Origin of the sequence: Rapidithrix thailandica, from assembly GCF_039710355.1 — a bacterium.
Classification (GTDB): Bacteria; Bacteroidota; Bacteroidia; order Cytophagales; family Flammeovirgaceae; genus Rapidithrix; species Rapidithrix thailandica.
In genome coordinates this window covers 265,207-286,023 of sequence record NZ_JBDKWZ010000009.1, presented here as the reverse complement: position 1 = coordinate 286,023, position 20,817 = coordinate 265,207, and the positions used below count along the sequence as shown (strand labels likewise).

General features: G+C 40.8%; 15 protein-coding genes. 6 read left to right on the top strand and 9 right to left on the bottom strand.

Features of this window, described 5'->3' with window-relative positions:
- Positions 1–195: 195 nt before the first annotated feature.
- On the top strand, positions 196–3,588 hold the full coding sequence (gene mfd, locus AAG747_RS17120) for a transcription-repair coupling factor (protein ID WP_346822428.1): 3,393 nt from the start codon (positions 196–198) through the stop codon (positions 3,586–3,588).
- 116 nt (positions 3,589–3,704) lie between these two features.
- Positions 3,705–4,922: a gliding motility lipoprotein GldJ gene (gene gldJ / locus AAG747_RS17115; RefSeq protein ID WP_346822427.1), complete on the top strand. Its 1,218-nt coding sequence runs from the start codon at positions 3,705–3,707 to the stop codon at positions 4,920–4,922.
- Positions 4,923–5,226: 304 nt separating this feature from the next.
- Here gldJ and lnt read toward each other — a convergent pair whose 3' ends face one another.
- The 4 genes from lnt to AAG747_RS17095 all read right to left on the bottom strand — a co-directional run bounded on the left by lnt (position 5,227) and on the right by AAG747_RS17095 (position 9,951).
- Complete coding sequence (gene lnt / locus AAG747_RS17110; RefSeq protein WP_346822426.1) at positions 5,227–6,840, bottom strand: apolipoprotein N-acyltransferase; 1,614 nt, start codon at positions 6,838–6,840, stop codon at positions 5,227–5,229.
- Positions 6,841–6,879: 39 nt separating this feature from the next.
- Positions 6,880–7,563: a 16S rRNA (cytidine(1402)-2'-O)-methyltransferase gene (gene rsmI, locus AAG747_RS17105; protein WP_430300659.1), complete on the bottom strand. Its 684-nt coding sequence runs from the start codon at positions 7,561–7,563 to the stop codon at positions 6,880–6,882.
- Positions 7,564–7,713: 150 nt separating this feature from the next.
- Positions 7,714–8,694 carry an AAA family ATPase gene (locus AAG747_RS17100; protein ID WP_346822424.1) on the bottom strand — a complete coding sequence of 327 codons (981 nt, stop codon included), beginning with the start codon at positions 8,692–8,694 and terminating at the stop codon, positions 7,714–7,716.
- Between the two features lie 141 nt (positions 8,695–8,835).
- A complete protein-coding gene (locus AAG747_RS17095) occupies positions 8,836–9,951 on the bottom strand; it encodes a hypothetical protein (protein WP_346822423.1) in 1,116 nt (371 codons plus the stop codon).
- Positions 9,952–10,301: 350 nt separating this feature from the next.
- On the opposite strand from AAG747_RS17095, the gene recA reads away from it, so the two are divergent.
- Both recA and AAG747_RS17085 read left to right on the top strand, forming a co-directional pair.
- Entirely contained in the window at positions 10,302–11,351 is a 1,050-nt protein-coding gene (recA, locus tag AAG747_RS17090; RefSeq protein WP_346822422.1) for a recombinase RecA, read from the top strand.
- 132 nt (positions 11,352–11,483) lie between these two features.
- Entirely contained in the window at positions 11,484–11,954 is a 471-nt protein-coding gene (locus tag AAG747_RS17085; RefSeq protein WP_346822421.1) for a hypothetical protein, read from the top strand.
- Between the two features lie 45 nt (positions 11,955–11,999).
- Here AAG747_RS17085 and AAG747_RS17080 read toward each other — a convergent pair whose 3' ends face one another.
- The 3 genes from AAG747_RS17080 to AAG747_RS17070 form a co-directional block, all read right to left on the bottom strand.
- Positions 12,000–12,686: a YggS family pyridoxal phosphate-dependent enzyme gene (locus tag AAG747_RS17080; RefSeq protein WP_346822420.1), complete on the bottom strand. Its 687-nt coding sequence runs from the start codon at positions 12,684–12,686 to the stop codon at positions 12,000–12,002.
- Positions 12,687–12,846: 160 nt separating this feature from the next.
- Positions 12,847–13,542, bottom strand: a complete 696-nt coding sequence (locus AAG747_RS17075; RefSeq protein WP_346822419.1) for a glycosyltransferase — start codon at positions 13,540–13,542, stop codon at positions 12,847–12,849.
- Positions 13,543–13,555: 13 nt separating this feature from the next.
- Positions 13,556–13,939, bottom strand: a complete 384-nt coding sequence (locus AAG747_RS17070; RefSeq protein ID WP_346822418.1) for a DUF423 domain-containing protein — start codon at positions 13,937–13,939, stop codon at positions 13,556–13,558.
- 156 nt (positions 13,940–14,095) lie between these two features.
- Here AAG747_RS17070 and AAG747_RS17065 point away from each other — a divergent pair, with 156 nt between their 5' ends.
- A complete protein-coding gene (locus AAG747_RS17065; RefSeq protein WP_346822417.1) occupies positions 14,096–14,524 on the top strand; it encodes a hypothetical protein in 429 nt (142 codons plus the stop codon).
- Between the two features lie 313 nt (positions 14,525–14,837).
- The gene (gene rpoB, locus AAG747_RS17060) at positions 14,838–18,707 is read left to right on the top strand and encodes a DNA-directed RNA polymerase subunit beta (protein WP_346822416.1); all 3,870 of its coding nucleotides are present in this window, start codon (positions 14,838–14,840) and stop codon (positions 18,705–18,707) included.
- Between the two features lie 112 nt (positions 18,708–18,819).
- Here the strand turns inward: rpoB and AAG747_RS17055 are convergent, their stop codons facing one another.
- Together AAG747_RS17055 and hemC are read right to left on the bottom strand one after the other, a co-directional pair.
- Positions 18,820–19,725, bottom strand: a complete 906-nt coding sequence (locus tag AAG747_RS17055; RefSeq protein ID WP_346822415.1) for an alpha/beta hydrolase fold domain-containing protein — start codon at positions 19,723–19,725, stop codon at positions 18,820–18,822.
- Positions 19,722–20,642: a hydroxymethylbilane synthase gene (gene hemC, locus AAG747_RS17050; protein WP_346822414.1), complete on the bottom strand. Its 921-nt coding sequence runs from the start codon at positions 20,640–20,642 to the stop codon at positions 19,722–19,724. Before hemC ends, AAG747_RS17055 begins: the two co-directional genes overlap by 4 nt.
- Positions 20,643–20,817 lie beyond the last annotated feature (175 nt).

Below are 20,817 nucleotides of genomic sequence, written 5' to 3'. Positions count from 1 at the left end.
CAAATTTTGGAAACCAAATATATGTACATATAAGATAGGATCAGATATTACTTCGACATACCTCCACAAAATCCAGATTAAGCATTTTAAAAATTCGACAAACTATTTTGTGGTGAAATCCAGAAGAAGAGCCTCTTCAAAGCTCCGGTGAATGTCTTATTTTTGTAACACCATATTTATAAAACCCGAGGAGTCGTGCAAACAGATTTGAATAAACCCACCCAGGCAAACAAGTTATTACAAGTAGAACAATTCCTTCAGTTATTTGAAGAGAATTCTTTTATACATCTGGCCAAAGAGAAAATCAAAGCCGGGACCAAAAACACCCTGCATTTAAAAGGGCTCAAAGGTAGTTTGGATGCCATTGTGGCCAGTCAGGTATATTCCTTTCGAGAAGAGAACCAAATATTTATATTACACGACAAGGAAGAAGCCGCTTACTTCCAAAATGATTTGCAAAACTTATTGCCAGATCAAGAGGTGCTTTTTTTTCCTACCTCTTATAAAAAGCCTTATGAATTTCTGGAAGTAGAAAATGCCAATATCTTGCAGAGGGCTGATACCTTGAATATGATTAATCAGCAAAACGACAGAGGCACCATTGTGGTCACGTACCCGGAAGCAATGACGGAAAAGGTAATCAACCAAAAGTCATTAGTAGAACACACGCTCTCGGCCAAAATAGGGGAAAAGATAGACATGGAATTTATTTCAGAATTATTGAGTGAATATGATTTTGAAAGAACTGATTTTGTGTACGAAGCGGGACAATATGCCGTCAGGGGGGGCATTATTGATATTTTTTCTTATGCCAATGATTTGCCTTACCGCCTGGAACTCTTTGACGATGAAATTGAAAGTATCAGAACTTTTGATCCGCTTACACAGCTTTCGGTGGAAACTAAAGAACACGTTTCCATCATTCCGAATGTACAAACCAAATTATTAAAAGAAGTTAGGGAGTCTTTTTTGAGCTTCATCCCTACGCAAAGTATTATTTGGTTTAAAGATTACGACCTGACCTTAGATGTTCTATCAAAGAGTTTTGAAAAAGCGCAAGCAGATTTTCAGGAGATTGTAAAGCAAGCCGGGGATACACAAGTCATTACCGATCCGGAAGAACTGTTTGAGACCAAAGAAGGGTTTCAGACACTCTTAGAAAAGTTTAGCAAAATAGAATTTGGCAATCGCTTCTACCTTCCTTCCGGTGACTCCATAGCTTTCGAAAGCCAGCCACAACCTTCATTCAATAAAAATTTCAACCTTCTGGTTGAAAACCTTGATCAATATCAGGCCCAGGACTATATAAACCTTATCAGTGCAGAATCGCTTCGCCAACTGAATCAATTAAAACTAATCTTTGAAGAGATTGACCCGGGTATGAACTTCAAAGAAATAAACCTAGGGCTACGGGCCGGTTTTATCGATGAAACGTCCAGAGTGGTCTGTTATACCGATCATCAACTTTTTGAGCGTTTTCACCGGTATCATGCCAAAAAGAAGTATTCCAAAACAAAAGCCCTCACCCTTAAAGAGCTCAACACGCTGAACATTGGCGATTATGTTACCCATATAGATTATGGTATCGGCCGGTTTGGAGGATTGGAGAAAATTGATGTGGGAGGAAATGAACAAGAAGCCGTTCGCCTGATTTTTCGCGATAATGACCTGCTTTATATCAGTGTTCATTCTTTGCATAAAATCTCCAAATACAGCGGACAGGAAGGGAAGATTCCCAATATAAGTAAGTTAGGCTCTCCCGAATGGGAACAGAAAAAACGAAAAGTCAAGAAAAAAGTAAAGGATATTGCCAAAGACCTCATCAACCTTTATGCGCAAAGAAAACAATCCCAAGGTTTGGCATTTAGCCCGGATAATTACTTACAAGCGGAGTTGGAATCTTCTTTCATCTATGAAGATACTCCAGACCAGGCTAAAGCCACTCAGGAAGTAAAAGAAGATATGGAACTTCCCCACCCGATGGACCGGCTTGTGTGCGGGGATGTGGGTTTCGGGAAAACAGAGGTTGCCATCCGGGCCGCATTTAAAGCCGTTTGTGAAAGCAAACAGGTAGCCGTACTAGTCCCTACAACCATTTTGGCCATGCAACATCATCATACCTTTACCGAACGGCTCAAAAACTTTCCTTGTACCGTGGCCTATGTAAACCGTTTCAAGTCCAGTAAAGAAATTCGAGAAACCCTTAAAGAAACCGCCGAAGGCAAAGTGGATATTTTAATTGGTACCCACCGGATTACCAGTAAAGATGTAAATTTTAAGGATTTGGGTTTATTGATTGTAGATGAAGAACAGAAGTTCGGAGTTTCTACAAAAGAGAAAATCAAAAAGATGAAAGTCAATGTCGATGTACTTACCTTGACCGCCACCCCTATTCCCCGGACATTGCATTTTTCATTGATGGGCGCCAGAGATTTGTCCATCATTTCTACTCCTCCGCCCAACCGGCAACCTGTAACGACCAAATTACACAATTTTAGCGATGCCTTGGTAAGAGATGCCATCAGTGAAGAACTGCAACGAGGCGGCCAAGTGTTTTTTGTGCATAACCGGGTACATGATATCGAAAAGATGGCCAACAATATCCTGGCCTTAGTGCCGGATGCTCGGGTGGCTTATGCCCATGGTCAGATGGAGGGAAAACGTTTGGAAAAAATCATGGGTAAATTTATTGAAGGGGAGTACGATATTTTAGTCTCTACCAACATTATTGAGTCCGGTCTGGATATCCCTAATGCCAATACGATTATTATCAACCACGCCCATATGTTTGGCCTTTCGGATCTACATCAAATGCGCGGCCGGGTAGGTCGTTCCAATAAAAAAGCTTATTGCTATTTACTGACACCTTCATTGATCAACCTTACCGCAGAGGCTCGTAAGCGACTCAGCGCCTTGGAAGAATTTTCCGATTTGGGAGCAGGCTTTAATGTGGCGATGCGTGACCTGGACATTCGGGGAGCCGGAAATTTATTAGGAGCCGAACAAAGTGGTTTTATTTCAGACCTTGGCTTTGATATGTATAATAAAGTCTTAACCGAAGCAGTTAATGAGCTAAAGGAGACTGAATTTAAAGAGTTATTTCCGACACAAACTCCGGATCTGCAATCACTTCGTGTAGAGTGTACAATAGAGACGGACTTAGAGATTTTGATTCCGGAAGATTATGTCACCAATATCTCTGAAAGATTAAGTCTTTATATTAAAGCTGATGAGGTCAAAAGTCAAGGAGAGCTGGAAAAATTCCACAAAGATTTGATTGACCGCTTTGGGCCTCTTCCCCAGCCCGTCACAGACCTGTTGGAATCTATCAAGCTTCGGTGGCTGGCGGAGAAGTTAGGAATGGAAAAGCTTCTGATCAAGAACGGTAAAATAAAAGCATACCTTTTAAGTCAAAATCATGCTGAATATTATCAATCAGAGGCCTTCAGCAAAATATTAGCTTATGTTAAGAGTTATTATAGGGCATGTTCTTTGAAAGAAGCTAAAAACAAGGTAATTCTTACCCTTAGCGATATTCATTCTATTCATGACGCTCTAATTTGTCTGAGGAAAATTGATACTTTTTGATTTTAGGTACAATTATTGAAAGTTTCTCAATGGATGCGATTTTTTTATCAATCAATTTTCTAATCTTAATTCTGAATAATAGTATTAATTCTCTATAGTTGTTAAAAGTCCAAATTATGAACAATCTCAGGTTTTCTGTTAATTTTTTGGTAGCTGCTATAATAGCTACCGTTGTACTTACTGGCTGCAGAAAAGACAAACAGCCTACCAGTTACAATCCAGGAAAAGCCAGTACGAAAACAGGATTAGCATATAATGGGAAAGATGAAAACTCCTTTGCTGTAAGAGATTACAAAGGAATTCCTGATGCTCCGGATATGCGCTACATCGAAGGAGGTCGGTTAATTTTGGGTTCGTTTGAAGAAGATTTACTACAAACTCATGATAATGTTGAGAGAACCGTTACCGTAGCTTCTTTCTTTATGGATGAAACTGAAGTTGCTAACATCCACTGGTTAGAATACCTTCACTATGCTCAGGATTCGGGACAACAATATTATGAAGAAGCTCTTCCCGATACAACCGTTTGGGCCAGAGAACTGGCATTTAATGATCCTTACGTTGATAACTACTTAAGGTATCCAGGTTTCAGATTCTTCCCTGTGGTAGGTGTTTCTTGGATTCAAGCAAACAATTACTGTAAGTGGAGAACTTCTATGGTCAACCGTGTACTTGCTTTGCAAAACGGAACTGACGAAGAAGTTGAAGCAGCTGAAAATGGCGAACAAATTCCATTGGAATCCGGTGTAGTATTGCCTAATTTCCGATTACCTACCGAAGCAGAGTGGGAATATGCAGCCCAAGCGCTAGTGGGTGTTCAGGAATTAGATGAGAACCACAGTCATAGAAGAATCTATCCTTGGGATGGTCACTCAACTCGTAACCCTTACGGAAGAGAAATGGGTAACTTCATGGCGAACTTTAAGCGTGGTAGAGGTGACTATGCCGGTATTGGAGGTAACTTGAATGATGCCTCAATGGTTACTTGCTGGATCTATGAGAACCCACCAAATGACTTTGGTTTATATAACATGGCTGGTAATGTGAATGAGTGGGTAGAAGACGTTTACCGTCCACTTACTTTCCAAGATTTTGACGACTTAAACCCGGTTCGTAAAAACGGTTACTTAGATGATACTGATTGGGATTATGTATATGACAAACCTAATTATACTACATTCATCGATAACCATGTAAGGGTTTACAAAGGCGGTTCTTGGAAGGACGTAGCTTACTGGTTAGCTCCAGGTACTCGTAGATACTTAGAAGAAGACTCAGCGACTGCTACTATCGGCTTCCGTTGTGCAATGATTAACCCAGGTAGAAACTACTAGAGATTAATACAAATACTAAAAAAAGCCATTCCCCAAACGGAATGGCTTTTCTTTTTTTATCTCTCTTTCTGAAATTCATAAAATCAAATACTCCGAACCTCCTCCTCAAACACATGCAAAGGATTTGATTTCGCCCGCCTTCCTCTATATAAGCTTACTTATGGGTTTATTTTATTAAGAAGATAATAGAAATGTTTTTACTTATTTCTACAAATAACTTCCTTTGTTTAATAAGATTTATCAAACACTCCACTAAATAGAAGTAGAAAAATGGCTTACAATACTGCATGCCACTTAGTTGGGTTTAGGATATTCTTTTAATTACAAAGGCAGATACAAACATTAACCCCACAATAAATGCTGCCAGCCTGCCTAAATAATCCCCATATTTCGTATAAAAGGTTTGTTGATCATTCGCTTTAATTTCAGCCTTTAAGGCAATCATCTCATCATATTTTGAAACTTGGGTAAGTTCTCCCTTTTGATTAATAAACCCTGAAATACCTGTATTAGCAGCTCTGGCAATACTTCTCCGGGTTTCTATAGCCCTCAAAGCTCCATACAATAAATGTTGTATATGCCCGGGTGTATCTCCCCACCATCCGTCATTTGTAATAATGAATATTAAATTCGCTCCCTGATGGATATATTCCGTCACAAATTCTCCATAAACCGACTCATAACAAATGACCGGAGCTACAGCAACACCTTGGCTGTTGACAAATACTTCTCTTTCTTCCTGGCTACCCAACCTTCCGCTTACTCCCCCAAAATTGAGAATAACGGGAGACAACCACTCCGCAAAAGGTGTAGTTTCGGCCCCGATCACCAACTTGGATTTTCTATAGAAACCCAAACTATCCGTATCTCCGATAAACATAGCTGTATTGAAAACATCATAATACCCCATACTCTCCCGGTAACGCGCCAATTTCGGTGCTTTGCCCTTCTCATAAGTGATATAAGAATCCCCTCCCGTCACCAATGAAACATGGTCTTGTTGTTCTTTAAAATAATCATAGACTTTACGCACCTCGTCATTTAGTAAGGCATTCTTTTCATTAAAGTACTCATGCAATGACGTTTCGGGCCAAGCGACAAATTGCGTATTTGGCGAAATCTGTTCACCGGATAGCTTCAACAAACGGTCTACCTGTTCCGGGTAAGGAACATGGGTTGCTTGGCTCGACTCTCCGGTTTTCGCGTTGTATGTAAATTTTTCGTGATAACAATCCAAATTAGGCTGTACCACCACCACCTCTACGGGTGCCCCTTGTTCTTCATAAGTAAAATACACGTAGTACGAAGCCACCAGAGGGAAAATAATAGTCATAGCAAATTGAACCTTAGCCCTTTTTTCCGACCATATTCTATAGGCAAATATATTTGCAACCAACACCCATAAAGCCCCGCCAAAGCTCCCCGTATATTCGTACCACTGTACCCACTCCGGAAAACGGTGAAATACATTTCCCATATTCATCCACACCCATGACAAATCCCAATGTAAATGTAGATACTCAAAGGACAGCCAACTCGTCACAAAAGCCAAATAATGGTACCGCCCTCCGGATCTTTTTTTGATGATCTGGTATACCAACACCGGCAAAGATTGTAACGCGGCATTCGCTCCCCAGGCAGCCAAAGTCATCCAACCGGAAGCATTCCATAACCACCAATACACCCCAATATTCCACAACAGGAAGCCCAAATATGTGTACAGGAAAAGGGTCAACTTGGGCCATTTGGGATAATGCTGAGACACAGTCCGCTCTAATTCTAACAAAGGGACTAAAGCAATAAAAACCAAAGGTGTCAAGGGAGGGTACCATGCTAAAGATAAAAGCCCCCCGGTCAAAGCAGAAAGCAACAACGGGTAAAACTTGTGCTTTCGAAAATGTTCTATATTTTTAATCATTGATTCGATACGGTTTTGCCAGACACAGATCAATTTGGCTTAGTTTTTACATCCTTCTACCACCAACACAATCTCTCCTTTCACGGTCTTACTTGAAAAATAAGTAACTAACTCCTCCAATGTCCCTTGTACATTTTCTTCGTATAGTTTACTCAATTCTCTGGACACTGAAGCCCTGCGTTCACTGCCAAAGGCTTCTTTCAGTTGCTCTAACGTTTTCACTAATCTGAAAGGAGACTCATAAAAAACCATTGTCCGGTCTTCTTCTTTCAAGCCTTCGATTCTTTTCGAACGTCCTTTTTTATGAGGTAAAAACCCTTCAAAGGTAAAACGGTCGGCAGGAAGGCCGGAATTCACAAGCGCAGGAACAAACGCAGTAGGCCCTGGCAAACACTCTACGTTAATGCCATTCTCCAAACATTCTCTCACCAGAAAAAAACCGGGGTCGGAAATGACCGGGGTGCCGGCATCCGAAACCAATGCAATGGTATTTCCTGACAGCAACCGTTCCACAATACTTTTGGACGTTTTATGTTCATTAAAACTATGATGGCTAAATACCTGTTTTTGTATTTCCAAATGCTTTAAAAGAATTCCGGTTTTGCGAGTATCTTCAGCAAGTATCAACTCCACCTCTTTCAGTACCTTAATGGCTCTTAAGGTTATATCTTCCAGGTTCCCAATGGGGGTAGGCACCACATATAGTTTCCCATACTCTTCCATAGACATTCTCTACTTATTAGTTGATCAAAATTTTGTTGCTAATATCTTAACTTTCATCAAGAAAGCCAGCTTCAGTGCTCCCAATAAAAAACCCGCTTCGAACTATTCCGAAGCGGGTTTTATCCTTCAGGCAATTTCTTTATCAGAAAATTACTTGTTGATTTTCACCTTATTCAAGATACTTTCAATAATATCTTTGGTCGTCACACCATCTGCTTCCGCCTCATAATTCAACAAAATCCGGTGGTTCAACACATCGTAAGCAATCTCCTTTATATCCTCTGGCAATACATAATCACGCCCTTCCATAAAAGCAACCGCCTTTGCAGCCCTGTGTAAATTAATACTTGCCCTGGGCGATGCCCCAAAGTGGATATATTCACTTTCTTGTTTCAAGCCATATTCCTGAGGCTTACGAGTGGCAAATACCAACTCAATGATATACTCTTCCAATGACGGGGATATCTGTACACCATTGACTGCATCACGAATCGCAAAAACATCTTCTTTTGACAGAACCGTTTTTACTTCTCCGGAAAAACTCAGGTTTGACATCCTTCGCATCACTTCCAGCTCTGACTCCTTTTCAGGATAGTCAATAAACACTTTGAGCATAAAACGGTCTACCTGTGCTTCGGGAAGCGGGTAAGTACCTTCTTGCTCTACGGGGTTCTGGGTTGCAAGCACCAAAAAAGGTTTATCTAACAAAAAGGTCGTTTCTCCGATCGTGACTTGCTTCTCCTGCATGGCTTCCAACAGAGCGGATTGCACCTTAGCCGGTGAACGGTTCACCTCATCCGCCAAAATCAGGTTCGAGAAAATAGGCCCTTTCTTTACTTCGAAATTCGCTTCCCGTTGATTGTATACCATGGTTCCGATCAAATCCGATGGCAACAAGTCAGGGGTAAATTGTATCCGTTGAAAATCCAGGTGCAATACTTTGGAAAGGGTGTTAACTGTTAACGTTTTAGCCAAACCTGGCACCCCTTCTAACAGCACGTGTCCGTTGGTAAACAAACCAACCAAAAGCCGGTTGACCATGTACTTTTGTCCAACTACAACTTTTCCAACTTCCTCAAAAACAGTATTAATTTTCTCATGAAGAGAACTTTTTGCTACGACTTCACTCATGTTTATTTAATTTTTAGGCGCTTACAAAAGTAACTTTTGTCCCTTTAAATTAGAAATTTGCCTGTGAACCATTTAGTTATTTAATATTTCTTAACATTTAGAAAATACCTCTCTTTCACTCCTGTCTTCCATTTCGGCAATTTATTTAAGCTTTCCCAAAGTAAAATCAAGGGGCATTCTGAGATAAAAGCCAAAACTGTATTCAAACAATTCATTGTTGAAATCATAGTACGGCTCAAAACGCACTTCGGCCTTCAAATCTTGTCCTAATTTGAAGGGCTTGAATAACCGTACAAATAACAATTCCCTGTTCGGCTGAATGAGCTGTGGGGTCTCTGGTACTTTACTATTGGAAGTGTATAAGCCTCCTCCAATAGGGCTTAAATAATTTTCACTTGACCAATAACTCACCATTACATCCAGCCATTTACCTTTTAAATAAGCATTAGTATACAAAGCCTCTCCCTCTGACGGGTCTGCACTTTCACTATCCGTTGAATAAGATAAAAGGTACCCGTCCAATTGCAGGCTTTTTACAATGCCCTCTCCAAACGAAAAGTTGAACCTTAAGCCTGCCGCAAAATTCATTACGGTGGCCACCTCTGCGGAAGACTGGTTGACTTGCCCTCCTTTATGATAAAAGTTTCCTTGTAAAACCGGCCTGAATTGAAACTTGTCGGTATGTACTAAACTATAAGACGTATACAAGCCACTGGAAATCTCCTCTTGTTCCGTTGAACCTTTAAAAATGGAATTTCGCCAATCTACCCATAAGTCCATATACCACCTGGGATGGTCATATTTAAACTGCAAACCACTTTCCAACCGGTTTTGAATTCCTCTTTCAAAGTCATAAACCGGTTCGAGCAGTTTATGTCCCAACCCTCCTTCCAAGTTTCCGAAAATCATGGAAAAATATTTTTTCTTGTATTTCAAAGAAAAGATAGGCCTTATTTTGGTGAAGTCATCTTCTCCGAACTCTTTTTGCAAAAACAGTCCGCCCTCTATCAAGAGATTTGGCGAAGGATAGTAAGTTACTTTCGGAAGAAATTGATAACCAAATAAAGTGTAGCCACTTTCAATCGGGCCAAAGTATTCATTATTCTTAAAATAACCGAAGGCATCTATTTTCAAATGAAGCTCTTTGTAATAGGTGGAGTCCAGTGGTTTAGACTCGTAAAACAGTGAGTTATCCGATTGCGAAAATGCTGTAAACGCATAAAAAAGAAGGAGATAAAACAGGAACAGTCGTTTCATTCAGGACTTGGTCTTACTAGATAATTTTAGAAATATTCGTGAAAAATAACACAAAAAAATCAGACCGTAAATAGCTTACGGCCTGCCCTGCTACTTTTGAAGTGTTCTTAGGTTTAATTGTTAGTTGAATGAGACATAACAAACCAGACTTCTGAAGTTTTTTGAGCTTCAGAAGTCTCTTCTTCAAAAACATTTTTTAAAAGACCTATTACTTTTTTGAGAAAACAATTTAACAAAATATAAACATTTGCTAATTTTATAAGCAAATTGGAAATAATCACAAAACTTTACTTAAGTTACATTCTTAAACTTTATATTCATAAACGACACCGTTCGCAAATTGGAAAATTATGGCTGATAACGAAAAACAAGAAAAAATAAAAGCGCTGGAAATCACCATCAGTAAGTTAGAGAAATCTTACGGAAAAGGTACTATCATGAAACTTACTGACGACAATGTAGTGGATGTTCCTTGCATCTCTACAGGATCGTTAAGTTTGGACTTGGCTTTAGGCATTGGCGGATTTCCCAGAGGACGTATTATTGAAGTTTATGGACCTGAATCATCAGGTAAAACCACACTAGCGATGCATGCCATTGCAGAAGCCCAAAAGCAAGGAGGCATGGCGGCCTTTATTGATGCTGAGCACGCTTTTGATAGAGTTTATGCAGAAAAACTAGGTATTGACCTGGATAACTTACTCATTTCACAACCCGATCATGGGGAACAAGCGCTGGAAATCGCAGAACATTTGGTTCGTTCAGGAGCACTTGACATTATAGTCATTGACTCTGTGGCAGCTTTGGTTCCCAAGGCAGAATTAGAAGGAGAAATGGGTGACAGCAAAATGGGACTTCAAGCCCGTTTGATGTCACAAGCATTGAGAAAACTCACCGGAGCAATCAATAAAACCAATTGCTGCTGTATTTTCATCAACCAATTGAGGGAAAAAATCGGGGTAATGTTTGGTAACCCTGAAACCACTACCGGGGGTAATGCACTGAAATATTATGCGTCAGTACGGTTAGATATCCGGAGAATTGGTGCGATCAAAGAATCGGCTGATAACATCACCGGAAACCGTACCCGTGTAAAAGTACAGAAAAACAAAGTAGCTCCTCCTTTCAAACAAGTGGAATTCGACATTCTGTATGGCGAAGGAATTTCACGGGCTGGAGAAGTATTGGATATGGCCGTAGATCAGGAAATTGTTAAAAAATCAGGTTCTTGGTTCTCTTACAAAAGTACCAAACTGGGTCAGGGAAGAGAAACCGTAAAAGAGTTGATCAAAGACAACCCTGAATTAATGGAAGAATTAGAAAGCAAAATCATTGCTAAATTCAAAGGAGAGCCACTTCCCGAAGAAGAAGAAAGTGCAGATGCAGCTGCTAAAAGCTAAGCCTTCCGAAGTCTATATTTCTAAAAAAGCCGTTTTGCTTTCTTGCAAAACGGCTTTTTTATGCTTGCCAAAACCCTCCTTTACGAATTCCCGTATACTAGAAATTAAACCTAAATTTAAATATCCTTGGGCATGCAACACTTCAAGTTAGATCTAACTAAAACGATCTTGCACAGGCAACTAGCCTTAAAAATATTCACCTTTAGTATTACCATTGTTTTTTTAGGAATGAACATTTGGGAAATGTGGAACATTCTTCAAAACGCTTCCCCCGACTTCAAAACCCTCTTTGGCTTAGGATTTAATATTTTTATCCCTGCATTTATCATTGTTGCTTATTTTGTTGTACCCAAACTGGGAAATGTATTTGTCGTAGTAGATGAAGAAAAAATCCAGTTCAAGCTCAGTCGCTTCAAAGCCCCGGAAATCATTTTGTGGAACAACGTTGAAGCCATCGAATTGCTTCCCTCATATGCTTCATTTACATTGAAAAACGGTAGCCGACACTCTTTGGAATACGTGTATATGCTCGATGGTGACAAATCACAATTACAAGACAACCTCCGAAAACATTCACAACAAAAACACATAAAGCTCGCCTGACCGGACGAGCTTTATCTATTTTTACATGCAATTAAATAGCTTTATTTACTTTGCATAATTTCGTGCTCCAAATATTGAACTGCCCACTCTTACCATAGTACTTCCTTCTTCAGCTGCTATCTGATAGTCGCCACTCATACCCATCGACACCTCCTGCCAATCAATATTGGGGGCTGTATAATGCTGTTGAAGCTCGTCAAAAGTTTCTTTTAACCCTCTGAATTCACTCCGCACCTGCTCTAAGTTCTCAGTATGAGTTGCCATTCCCATTACGCCCACTACCTTTACATTTTCCATCTTGGCAAATTCCTCTGAACGAAGAATATCTATGACTTCTTCTTTACTCAGACCAAACTTAGTCTCTTCCTCGGCTATATGTATTTGTAACAAACAAGAGATTTTCCGTTCGTTTTGTTTACCACGCTTATTGATTTCTTTTAACAACTTAAAACTATCTACCGAATGAATCAATGAGACAAAAGGAGCGATGTATTTTACCTTGTTTGTCTGTAAATGCCCAATCATATGCCAGGAAATATCCTTAGGCAACACTTCATGCTTTTCGACCAGCTCTTGTACTTTATTTTCGCCAAACACTCTGATACCGAGGGCATATGCATCTTGCAACAGAGGAATAGGTTTTGTTTTGCTAACGGCAATCAACTGGCAAGAAAAACCGGCTAATTCAGCGTTTATCTTATCTAGATTCTGCTTTAACTCTTCTTTTGTCATGACCTTTCTCTGTTTTTAATATTCACTCTGCGAAATTAATCAGGAAGCCCCTTGCCAAACAAATAATCAGCTAAGAGCATGTTTAAAATTCTTTTTTGGCGGTAAAAATTCTCCGTTTAGGGTTCTCCGAATAGTAGTAAGGGTAAAATTTAAACATGCTTTAAAGCTTTTCAGCAATTTCGAATCGTTTTTTATAAAAAGAAGGTAGGCGTAACACATCCATCAATACCCAAAAAAACAATTGAAATAGCTTTCCCCAGTGGTATCCCGATTTTCCAATTTTTCTGTCTTGATGTTTAATAGCAGCAAAACCAATGTAAGGCGTTTTTTTCAAAAGAAACAACTCCAAAAGCCTTTCAGTAAAAGGCGTTGACAAGGGTGGAAACAAGTCTTTCTTGATGAGCCGGAAAGAGCTTACCGAATATTCATAGGAATACCGGATTCGCAAAAGGACGTTGAACCAATTACTACTTTTATTGCGTAAGAAAGAGTGCTTCTTTTCCGGGTAATAACCATATACAATAGTAGCATTAGTTTGCGCTTGCTTTCGGATCAAACCACCTATTTCTTGTGGGGCCACCTGCAAATCATCATCCAGAGTAATCACCCACTTGCCCTGAGCCATTTGCCCACCTAAAAAGGTGGCAGGATGCTGTCCGGAGTTTTGCCTTAATTTGATCCCTGTCAATACGGGGCATTCTGTTTTCAACTGGCAAATCTGCCCCCAACTATCGTCCTCACTTCCATCATCCACCATGATCACCTCATAAGACAAAGCATTTCTCTCAAAAAAGCCGGTTAGTTCTCGTAAAAGAGGTCTTAAGGTTTCTGCACTATTATAAACTGGAATTACCACTGAGTACATGGGATCACCCATCTCCTTTCATATTCCAAATGCTTAAGAAAAAGCAAAACCATCCCACGATAAATAAAACACCTCCAATAGGAGTGATAGCTCCTAACATACGGATTCCCGTAAAACAAAGTGCATATAAAGAACCTGAGAAAATAACGATTCCCCCCAAAAGAGCCAAACCTGCCCACTCGGTCAAACTTACAGGCCTGTAAGTATAAAATAAACCTACCGCCAACAAACCCAGGGCATGGTAAAACTGATAGTTAACAGCCGTTTTGTAGGTTTCCAAACGGTTGTTTTCCACTAAATAGCTCTCCAAAGCATGAGCGCCAAATGCCCCCAGGATAACCGCTAACATTGCCATGATTGCTCCGGCACCTAAAATGAATTTTTGCATAAAGAGAATATATTATGTTTATATTTTTAACAAAAAAATTTCAATATATAAACATTGTTTATTATATTAGCAATACAATTTTATTATTAGCTTATTTGTTTAAATAGTAAACACAATCACCGATATTTACCATTTACAAACATCACTTATAGCGCTATGAAAACACTGGCTAAAGTAGGTATTATTACCCTAATTTCGATACTAGGCTTACAAACATACTCCTTGGCACAGTCTGCTTTGTTCGTTTACAAAAACGAAAACAAAGGTATGGGTGATTACATGTGCATGCGTGGAATGCCCAATCAGCAAGAAGCTGAATACCTGACAAAGCAAAAGCTACAAGAATTAGTGAATGATGAGCAGCATATTTTCAAATACACTTCTACCAATGGCAAAGGCTATGGCATTGTTCTCAAATCGTCCATCAAAACGGAAGACGGAGCCAACCTGGCAATTTTTGGAGGAGCCTTGGGCTGCAAATCCTACAAGCAAGCCGAAAACCTTGCTCTGGCCAACTTACGCAAGTTCAACCCCGAATGGAAAGGAAAGGAATATGTAGTGGTCCTTAAGTTTGAAGATAAATAGTTTTCCCATCTATATAGAGATAGCCAAACATTTTTTTTGTAAATTACTGCTGTTTATCGCAGGAAGTATTTTTAAATACCTGTATTTTTATTTCAAAATCGCCCACACTTTTCAAGGCCGGAATTCACCACCCCTGTCATTGAGGAATCAAGCATTTCTCATAAATGACTGATTTCTATTGGATTTCAGGCAGATATTGCATAATTTTGCGATCTATTTTGCAATATCTACGCCCTTTTTGGTTTTCATCTCACTGGAAATCAAGCATTTTGGCTATAGTTTATATTTTTAAAACTTAAAAAACTTTAACGCCTTGGCTACGAGTAATAACGAGAGAAAAAACTTTGCCTCCATTAAAAAAGTGTTGGACTACCCAGACTTTCTTGATGTGCAGCTCAGGTCTTTCAGCGACTTTTTTCAACTGGAAACTCCGCCCGAAAAAAGGCAGCAAGAAGGACTCTACAAAGTATTTGCCGAGAACTTTCCGATTAGCGATTCCAGAGAAAACTTTGTACTTGAATTTATAGATTATACTATAGATCCACCAAAATACAATGTTGATGAGTGTATCGACCGGGGACTTACTTATTCTGTACCGCTAAAAGCCAAGCTCCGACTTTCTTGTAACGATGAGGACAACGAGGACTTCGAAACTATCGAGCAAGAGGTCTTTCTGGGAAATATCCCTTATATGACCAAAAAGGGTTCTTTCGTAATCAATGGTGCCGAACGGGTAATTGTTTCTCAATTGCACCGGTCTCCGGGAGTGTTCTTTGCCCAAAGTAAGCACACCAACGGAACAAAACTCTATTCTGCTCGGGTCATTCCTTTCAAAGGGTCTTGGATCGAATTTGCTACCGATGTAAACAACGTTATGTATGCTTACATCGACCGGAAAAAGAAATTCCCGGTAACCACCCTTCTGAGAGCCATTGGCTACGGAACTGATAAAGATATTTTGGATCTCTTCGAACTTTCCGAAGAAGTCAATGCTACCGAGAACGACTTGAAAAAAGTAGTTGGTAGAAAATTGGCTGCCAGAGTTCTGAAAACATGGACAGAGGACTTTGTGGACGAAGATACCGGTGAGGTAGTCTCTATCGACCGGAATGAAGTTCTTCTGGAGCGCGACTCGGTAATCGAAAAAGAAGATATCGAAACCATTCTCGACTCCGGTTCCAAGTCAATCATCTTGCACCGAGATGATATCAACATTGCGGATTATACGATTATTTACAATACACTTCAAAAAGATAATTCAAACTCTGAAAAAGAAGCTGTAGAGCAAATTTATCGTCAACTTAGAAATACTGAAGCTCCTGACGAGGCCACAGCCCGTGAGATTATCCAAAACCTGTTCTTTAGTGATAAGCGTTACGACCTTGGTGAAGTAGGTAGATACCGTATCAACAAAAAGCTGAAATTAGATTTGGCAATTGATACTAAGGTGCTGACAAAAGTAGATATCATTAGTATCGTGAAGTTCTTGATCACCTTGATCAACTCTAAAGCGGTTGTCGATGATATTGACCACTTGAGTAACAGACGGGTACGGACGGTAGGAGAGCAATTGTACAGCCAATTTGGTGTCGGTTTAGCACGTATGGCGCGTACCATCAAAGAAAGAATGAACGTACGGGACAATGAAGACTTCAAACCAGTCGATTTGATCAATGCCCGTACTCTCTCTTCTGTGATCAACTCATTCTTCGGAACCAACCAATTATCTCAGTTTATGGACCAGACCAACCCTCTGGCTGAAATTACCCATAAACGAAGAGTTTCTGCTTTGGGTCCGGGAGGTCTTTCCAGAGAGAGAGCCGGTTTCGAAGTTCGTGACGTTCACTATACGCACTACGGTCGTCTTTGTACTATTGAGACACCGGAAGGACCGAACATTGGTTTGATTTCTTCCCTGTGTGTCTACGCCAAAATTAACTCCATGGGATTCATCGAAACACCTTACCGGAAAGTAAATGACGGTAAAGTGGACATGGGTACCGATGTGGAATACTTAAGTGCGGAAGAAGAAGATACCCACAATATTGCCCAGGCAAACGCTCCGATTACGGAAGGAGGGCAATTTGTCAATGATAGGGTAAAAGCCCGTCTGGAAGGTGACTTCCCTGTGGTAGAGCCTAATGAACTGACTTACATGGACATTGCTCCTAACCAAATTGTGTCGGTTGCGGCCTCTTTGATTCCTTTCTTGGAACATGATGATGCCAACCGGGCTTTGATGGGATCAAACATGCAACGTCAAGCAGTTCCTTTATTACGTCCGCAAGCTCCTATCGTAGGTACCGGACTGGAAGGCCGTGTAGCATTGGATTCTAAAACGGTGCTTACCGCACTGGCTGACGGTGTTGTTGTATTTGTGGATGCGGAAAAAATCAAAATCCGCTACGACTTAACCGACAACGAAAGGCTGGTGAGCTTTGAGGACGAAGTAATGACCCATTACTTGACGAAATTCCAAAGAACCAACCAAGATACTTGTATCAACCTGAAACCATTGGTGAAGCGAAATGATCGGGTGAAAAAAGGACAAGTTCTTTGTGATGGATACGCAACCGATAAAGGAGAACTGGCTCTTGGTAGAAACCTGACCGTGGCGTTTATGCCTTGGCAAGGATATAACTTTGAGGATGCGATTGTAATCTCCGAAAAAGTAGTTCGGGATGATATCTTTACTTCTGTTCATATCGAAGAGTTTGAACTGGAAGTACGAGATACCAAACGAGGAGAAGAAGAATTAACCTCTGAAATTCCTAACGTCAGTGAAGAGGCAGTGAAAAACTTGGATGAGAATGGTATCATCCGTGTCGGAGCTGAGATTAGAGAAGGGGATATTCTGATTGGTAAAATCACTCCAAAAGGAGAAAGCGACCCTACTCCTGAAGAAAAACTTCTCCGCGCCATCTTCGGTGACAAAGCTGGAGACGTAAAAGATGCCTCTATGAAAGCATCACCTTCCTTAAGAGGAGTCGTCATTGATACCAAGCTATTCTCCCGTCCGAAAAAAGATAAAGATTTAAGAGCGAAGGCGAAAAAAGAAGTTGAGCAGCTCAAAGCAAGATACAGTAGAGACTTACTAGGCCTACGCGACAAAGCGCTGAGAAAATTAATCGAGCTACTCGTTAATAAGACTTGTCAAGGAATCCGACATAAGTTTGGGGAGGAAATCATGAGTAAAGGAGTGAAATTCTCTGATTTGAATATCAAAGAAAACCTCTTCCCTGAAAAGAACCCCTTCAGAGATGAAAGTACTTACAATGTACCGGAAGAAGCAAACTTACTGGGTGACTTAGTACTGGATAACTGGACCGATGATGAAGAGATCAACGATATGATCCTACATCTGGTGAAAAACTACAATAAAAAGCGTAACGAGCTCACCGGTACGTTCAAGCGTGAGCGCTTTACTTTGGAAGTAGGTGACGAATTACCAGCCGGTATCGTAAAACTTGCGAAAGTTTATGTAGCGAAGAAACGTAAACTGAAAGTAGGTGATAAGATGGCAGGCCGTCACGGTAACAAAGGGGTTGTAGCCAAAATCGTTCGTGACGAAGATATGCCGTTCTTAGCCGATGGTAGCACCGTGGATATCGTACTAAACCCATTAGGTGTACCTTCGCGGATGAACATCGGACAAATCTATGAAACCATCCTTGGTTGGGCCGGATTGAAATTGGGTAAAAAATACGCTACTCCGATTTTCGATGGAGCTACCGAAGATGAGGTTTCCAAAGAATTGGCAGATGCAGGCTTGCCTCCGTTTGGCCGTACTTACTTGCATGACGGTTTGAGTGGAGAACGATTTGATCAACCGGTAACCGTAGGGGTGATTTACATGCTGAAACTCGGTCACTTGGTGGATGATAAGATGCACGCCCGTTCTATCGGCCCTTACTCACTCATTACTCAACAACCATTGGGAGGTAAAGCCCAGTTTGGTGGTCAGCGTTTTGGTGAGATGGAGGTTTGGGCGCTCGAAGCCTTTGGTGCTTCTCACGTATTGCGTGAAATCTTGACGGTGAAGTCGGATGACGTAGTGGGTAGAGCAAAAGCTTACGAAGCCATTGTAAAAGGAGAAAACTTACCAGAGCCGAATGTACCGGAATCTTTCAACGTATTAGTACACGAGTTGAGAGGTCTGGCACTGGAAATCACGCTCAACTAAGCAAAATATCTCAAAACGAAAGGCTGCAAAATAAAACTTGCAGCCTTTTTTATTTTCTTATAGGAAATTCAAAGAAATCATATTAACAGATAAAAAGCGCCCCACTTAATTCCTACCACTCACGGATCCATTTTAATAATACTTCCGACCAACCTTTCAATTCGGGGTATTGTAACCCCAGCCCTACTCCATGCGGGCCTTTCGGATAAATATGTAATGCCACGGAAACCTTATGTTGTAAACAAGCTTGAGCAAACAAAAGACTGTTTTGCACATCGACACTAGGGTCATCTGCAGTATGAAATAAAAACGTTGCAGGGGTATTGCTATCCACCTGTCGATTGTTCGAGAGTTGTAACAACAGGCTTTCATCTGAAACCTTATCTCCTAACAAATTTTGAACAGAGCCTTTATGAACAAATTCTTTAAACGAGATCACCGGATAGGCTAAAATCAAGCGATCGGGCCGGGATGAAACCTTACCGGCCAAATCATCCATCGGATCCAGGTATAAATGGGGTTGGGTTCCGACACTTGCCGCCAAATGCCCTCCGGCACTAAAGCCCATCAAAGCAATCTTATCCGGATCGATGTTGTATTCGGAGGCTTGTGCTCTCATCATACGTATAGCCCGGCACGCATCGGTAAAAGGTGCAGGGTGCTTATGCTCCCGATGCCGGTAAAACAATACCGCAGCTACCCAGCCTTGTTCGGTAAATAACTCGGCAAACTTCTTTCCTTCTTTCTCTTCTGCTAGCTTATAATAGCCTCCCCCCGGGCAAATAATGATTAACTTTTGATGGGTGGCATGCTGCTGTTCAGGGAAGTAAAGATCCAACCTTGGTCTTTCGCTTTCCTCCGTTGCCTGATCATTGACAGACCCTTTTTCCCATAAAAAAACGGTTTTCATAGGTGCTTGAAAATAGGTTTCGAAATTCATCCAAGTAGCACCGGCCCCTAATGCACCGGCTACCAATGTTGCCTTCTTCAAAAAACGTCTCCGTTTCTCCGGCTTCATTGTTGTCTGATTTTCGCCAGAATTTCTTTTCCTCCGTGATTCAGCACCCAAGCAGCCATCTCATCGCCCATTTGTTCAGCACCTTCAGGAGTCGCTTGCATCGTTTTACGCACTTCATGGCTTCCGTCCACTTCGATAATACCCGCAGTAAAATTCACCATTCCATCGCTATAAGTAGCCAAGCCGAAAGCAGGAATGCTACAACCTCCCTCTAATGTTCGTAAATAGGCTCTTTCTGCCAACAAGCAATATTCGGTTTCCGGGTCATTGATCGCAGCTTTAATTGCTTGAGCCAGCCCGGTTTCCATATTTCGACTTGCTTCCACAGCCACTGTCCCTTGCCCTACGGCCGGAGTAAATTTCTCAGTCGGAAAGCGGTACACAATCTTGTCATCATAACGCATCCGGTGCACCCCTGCATAGGCCAGCAGCAACGCATCGCAATGTCCTTCCTGCATCTTTTGCAAGCGGGTTTGTAGATTACCTCTTACATTCACTGCCTGAGCTTTCGGATAGTGATGCTTTAACATGGCTATCCTTCGTACAGAGGAAGTCCCGATGACAATATTTTCTTGTTTGTCAAAATCAAGTGCAGAGTCACTCAACAACACATCGTTGACAATTTCTCTTTGGGTAAAAGCAATTAGGTGCAAATCATCCGGCAAAGAAGACTGTACATCTTTGGCACTATGCACTGCAATATCAATAGAGCCATCCCGTAATTGGTCTTCTAATTCTTCTGTAAATAATCCTTTGCTCCCAATTTTCGAAATGGCTTTATCTAATATCTTATCTCCTTTGGTTTCGATGATCACAATTTCCGTGGTCAATCCCTGAGCTTTTAGCAATTCCTCTACATATTCCGCTTGCCACAGTGCTAACTTACTTCCCCTGGTTCCGATTTTTACCGTTCTCATGTTTATTTCCAATCATTTAAGCTTCATTACACTATCCGATTCCTTTGACAATGTTCTTAAAAACGTGGGAATCATTGCAATTTATGGAGCAATCTCCATGTTTAGCGAATATCCATATTAATTCTATCCTTTCAAAAAAAGCAAAGGTTTGCCCTTATTTCTAATTTTCTTCCAA

Coding starts and splice junctions, on each gene's coding strand:
- gldJ (WP_346822427.1), top strand. CDS start 3,705: ATGAACAATCTCAGGTTTTCTGTTAATTTTTTGGTAGCTGCTATAATA.
- lnt (WP_346822426.1), bottom strand. CDS start 6,840: ATGATTAAAAATATAGAACATTTTCGAAAGCACAAGTTTTACCCGTTG.
- rsmI (WP_430300659.1), bottom strand. CDS start 7,563: ATGGAAGAGTATGGGAAACTATATGTGGTGCCTACCCCCATTGGGAAC.
- AAG747_RS17100 (WP_346822424.1), bottom strand. CDS start 8,694: ATGAGTGAAGTCGTAGCAAAAAGTTCTCTTCATGAGAAAATTAATACT.
- AAG747_RS17095 (WP_346822423.1), bottom strand. CDS start 9,951: ATGAAACGACTGTTCCTGTTTTATCTCCTTCTTTTTTATGCGTTTACA.
- recA (WP_346822422.1), top strand. CDS start 10,302: ATGGCTGATAACGAAAAACAAGAAAAAATAAAAGCGCTGGAAATCACC.
- AAG747_RS17085 (WP_346822421.1), top strand. CDS start 11,484: ATGCAACACTTCAAGTTAGATCTAACTAAAACGATCTTGCACAGGCAA.
- AAG747_RS17080 (WP_346822420.1), bottom strand. CDS start 12,686: ATGACAAAAGAAGAGTTAAAGCAGAATCTAGATAAGATAAACGCTGAA.
- AAG747_RS17070 (WP_346822418.1), bottom strand. CDS start 13,939: ATGCAAAAATTCATTTTAGGTGCCGGAGCAATCATGGCAATGTTAGCG.
- AAG747_RS17065 (WP_346822417.1), top strand. CDS start 14,096: ATGAAAACACTGGCTAAAGTAGGTATTATTACCCTAATTTCGATACTA.
- AAG747_RS17055 (WP_346822415.1), bottom strand. CDS start 19,725: ATGAAGCCGGAGAAACGGAGACGTTTTTTGAAGAAGGCAACATTGGTA.
- hemC (WP_346822414.1), bottom strand. CDS start 20,642: ATGAGAACGGTAAAAATCGGAACCAGGGGAAGTAAGTTAGCACTGTGG.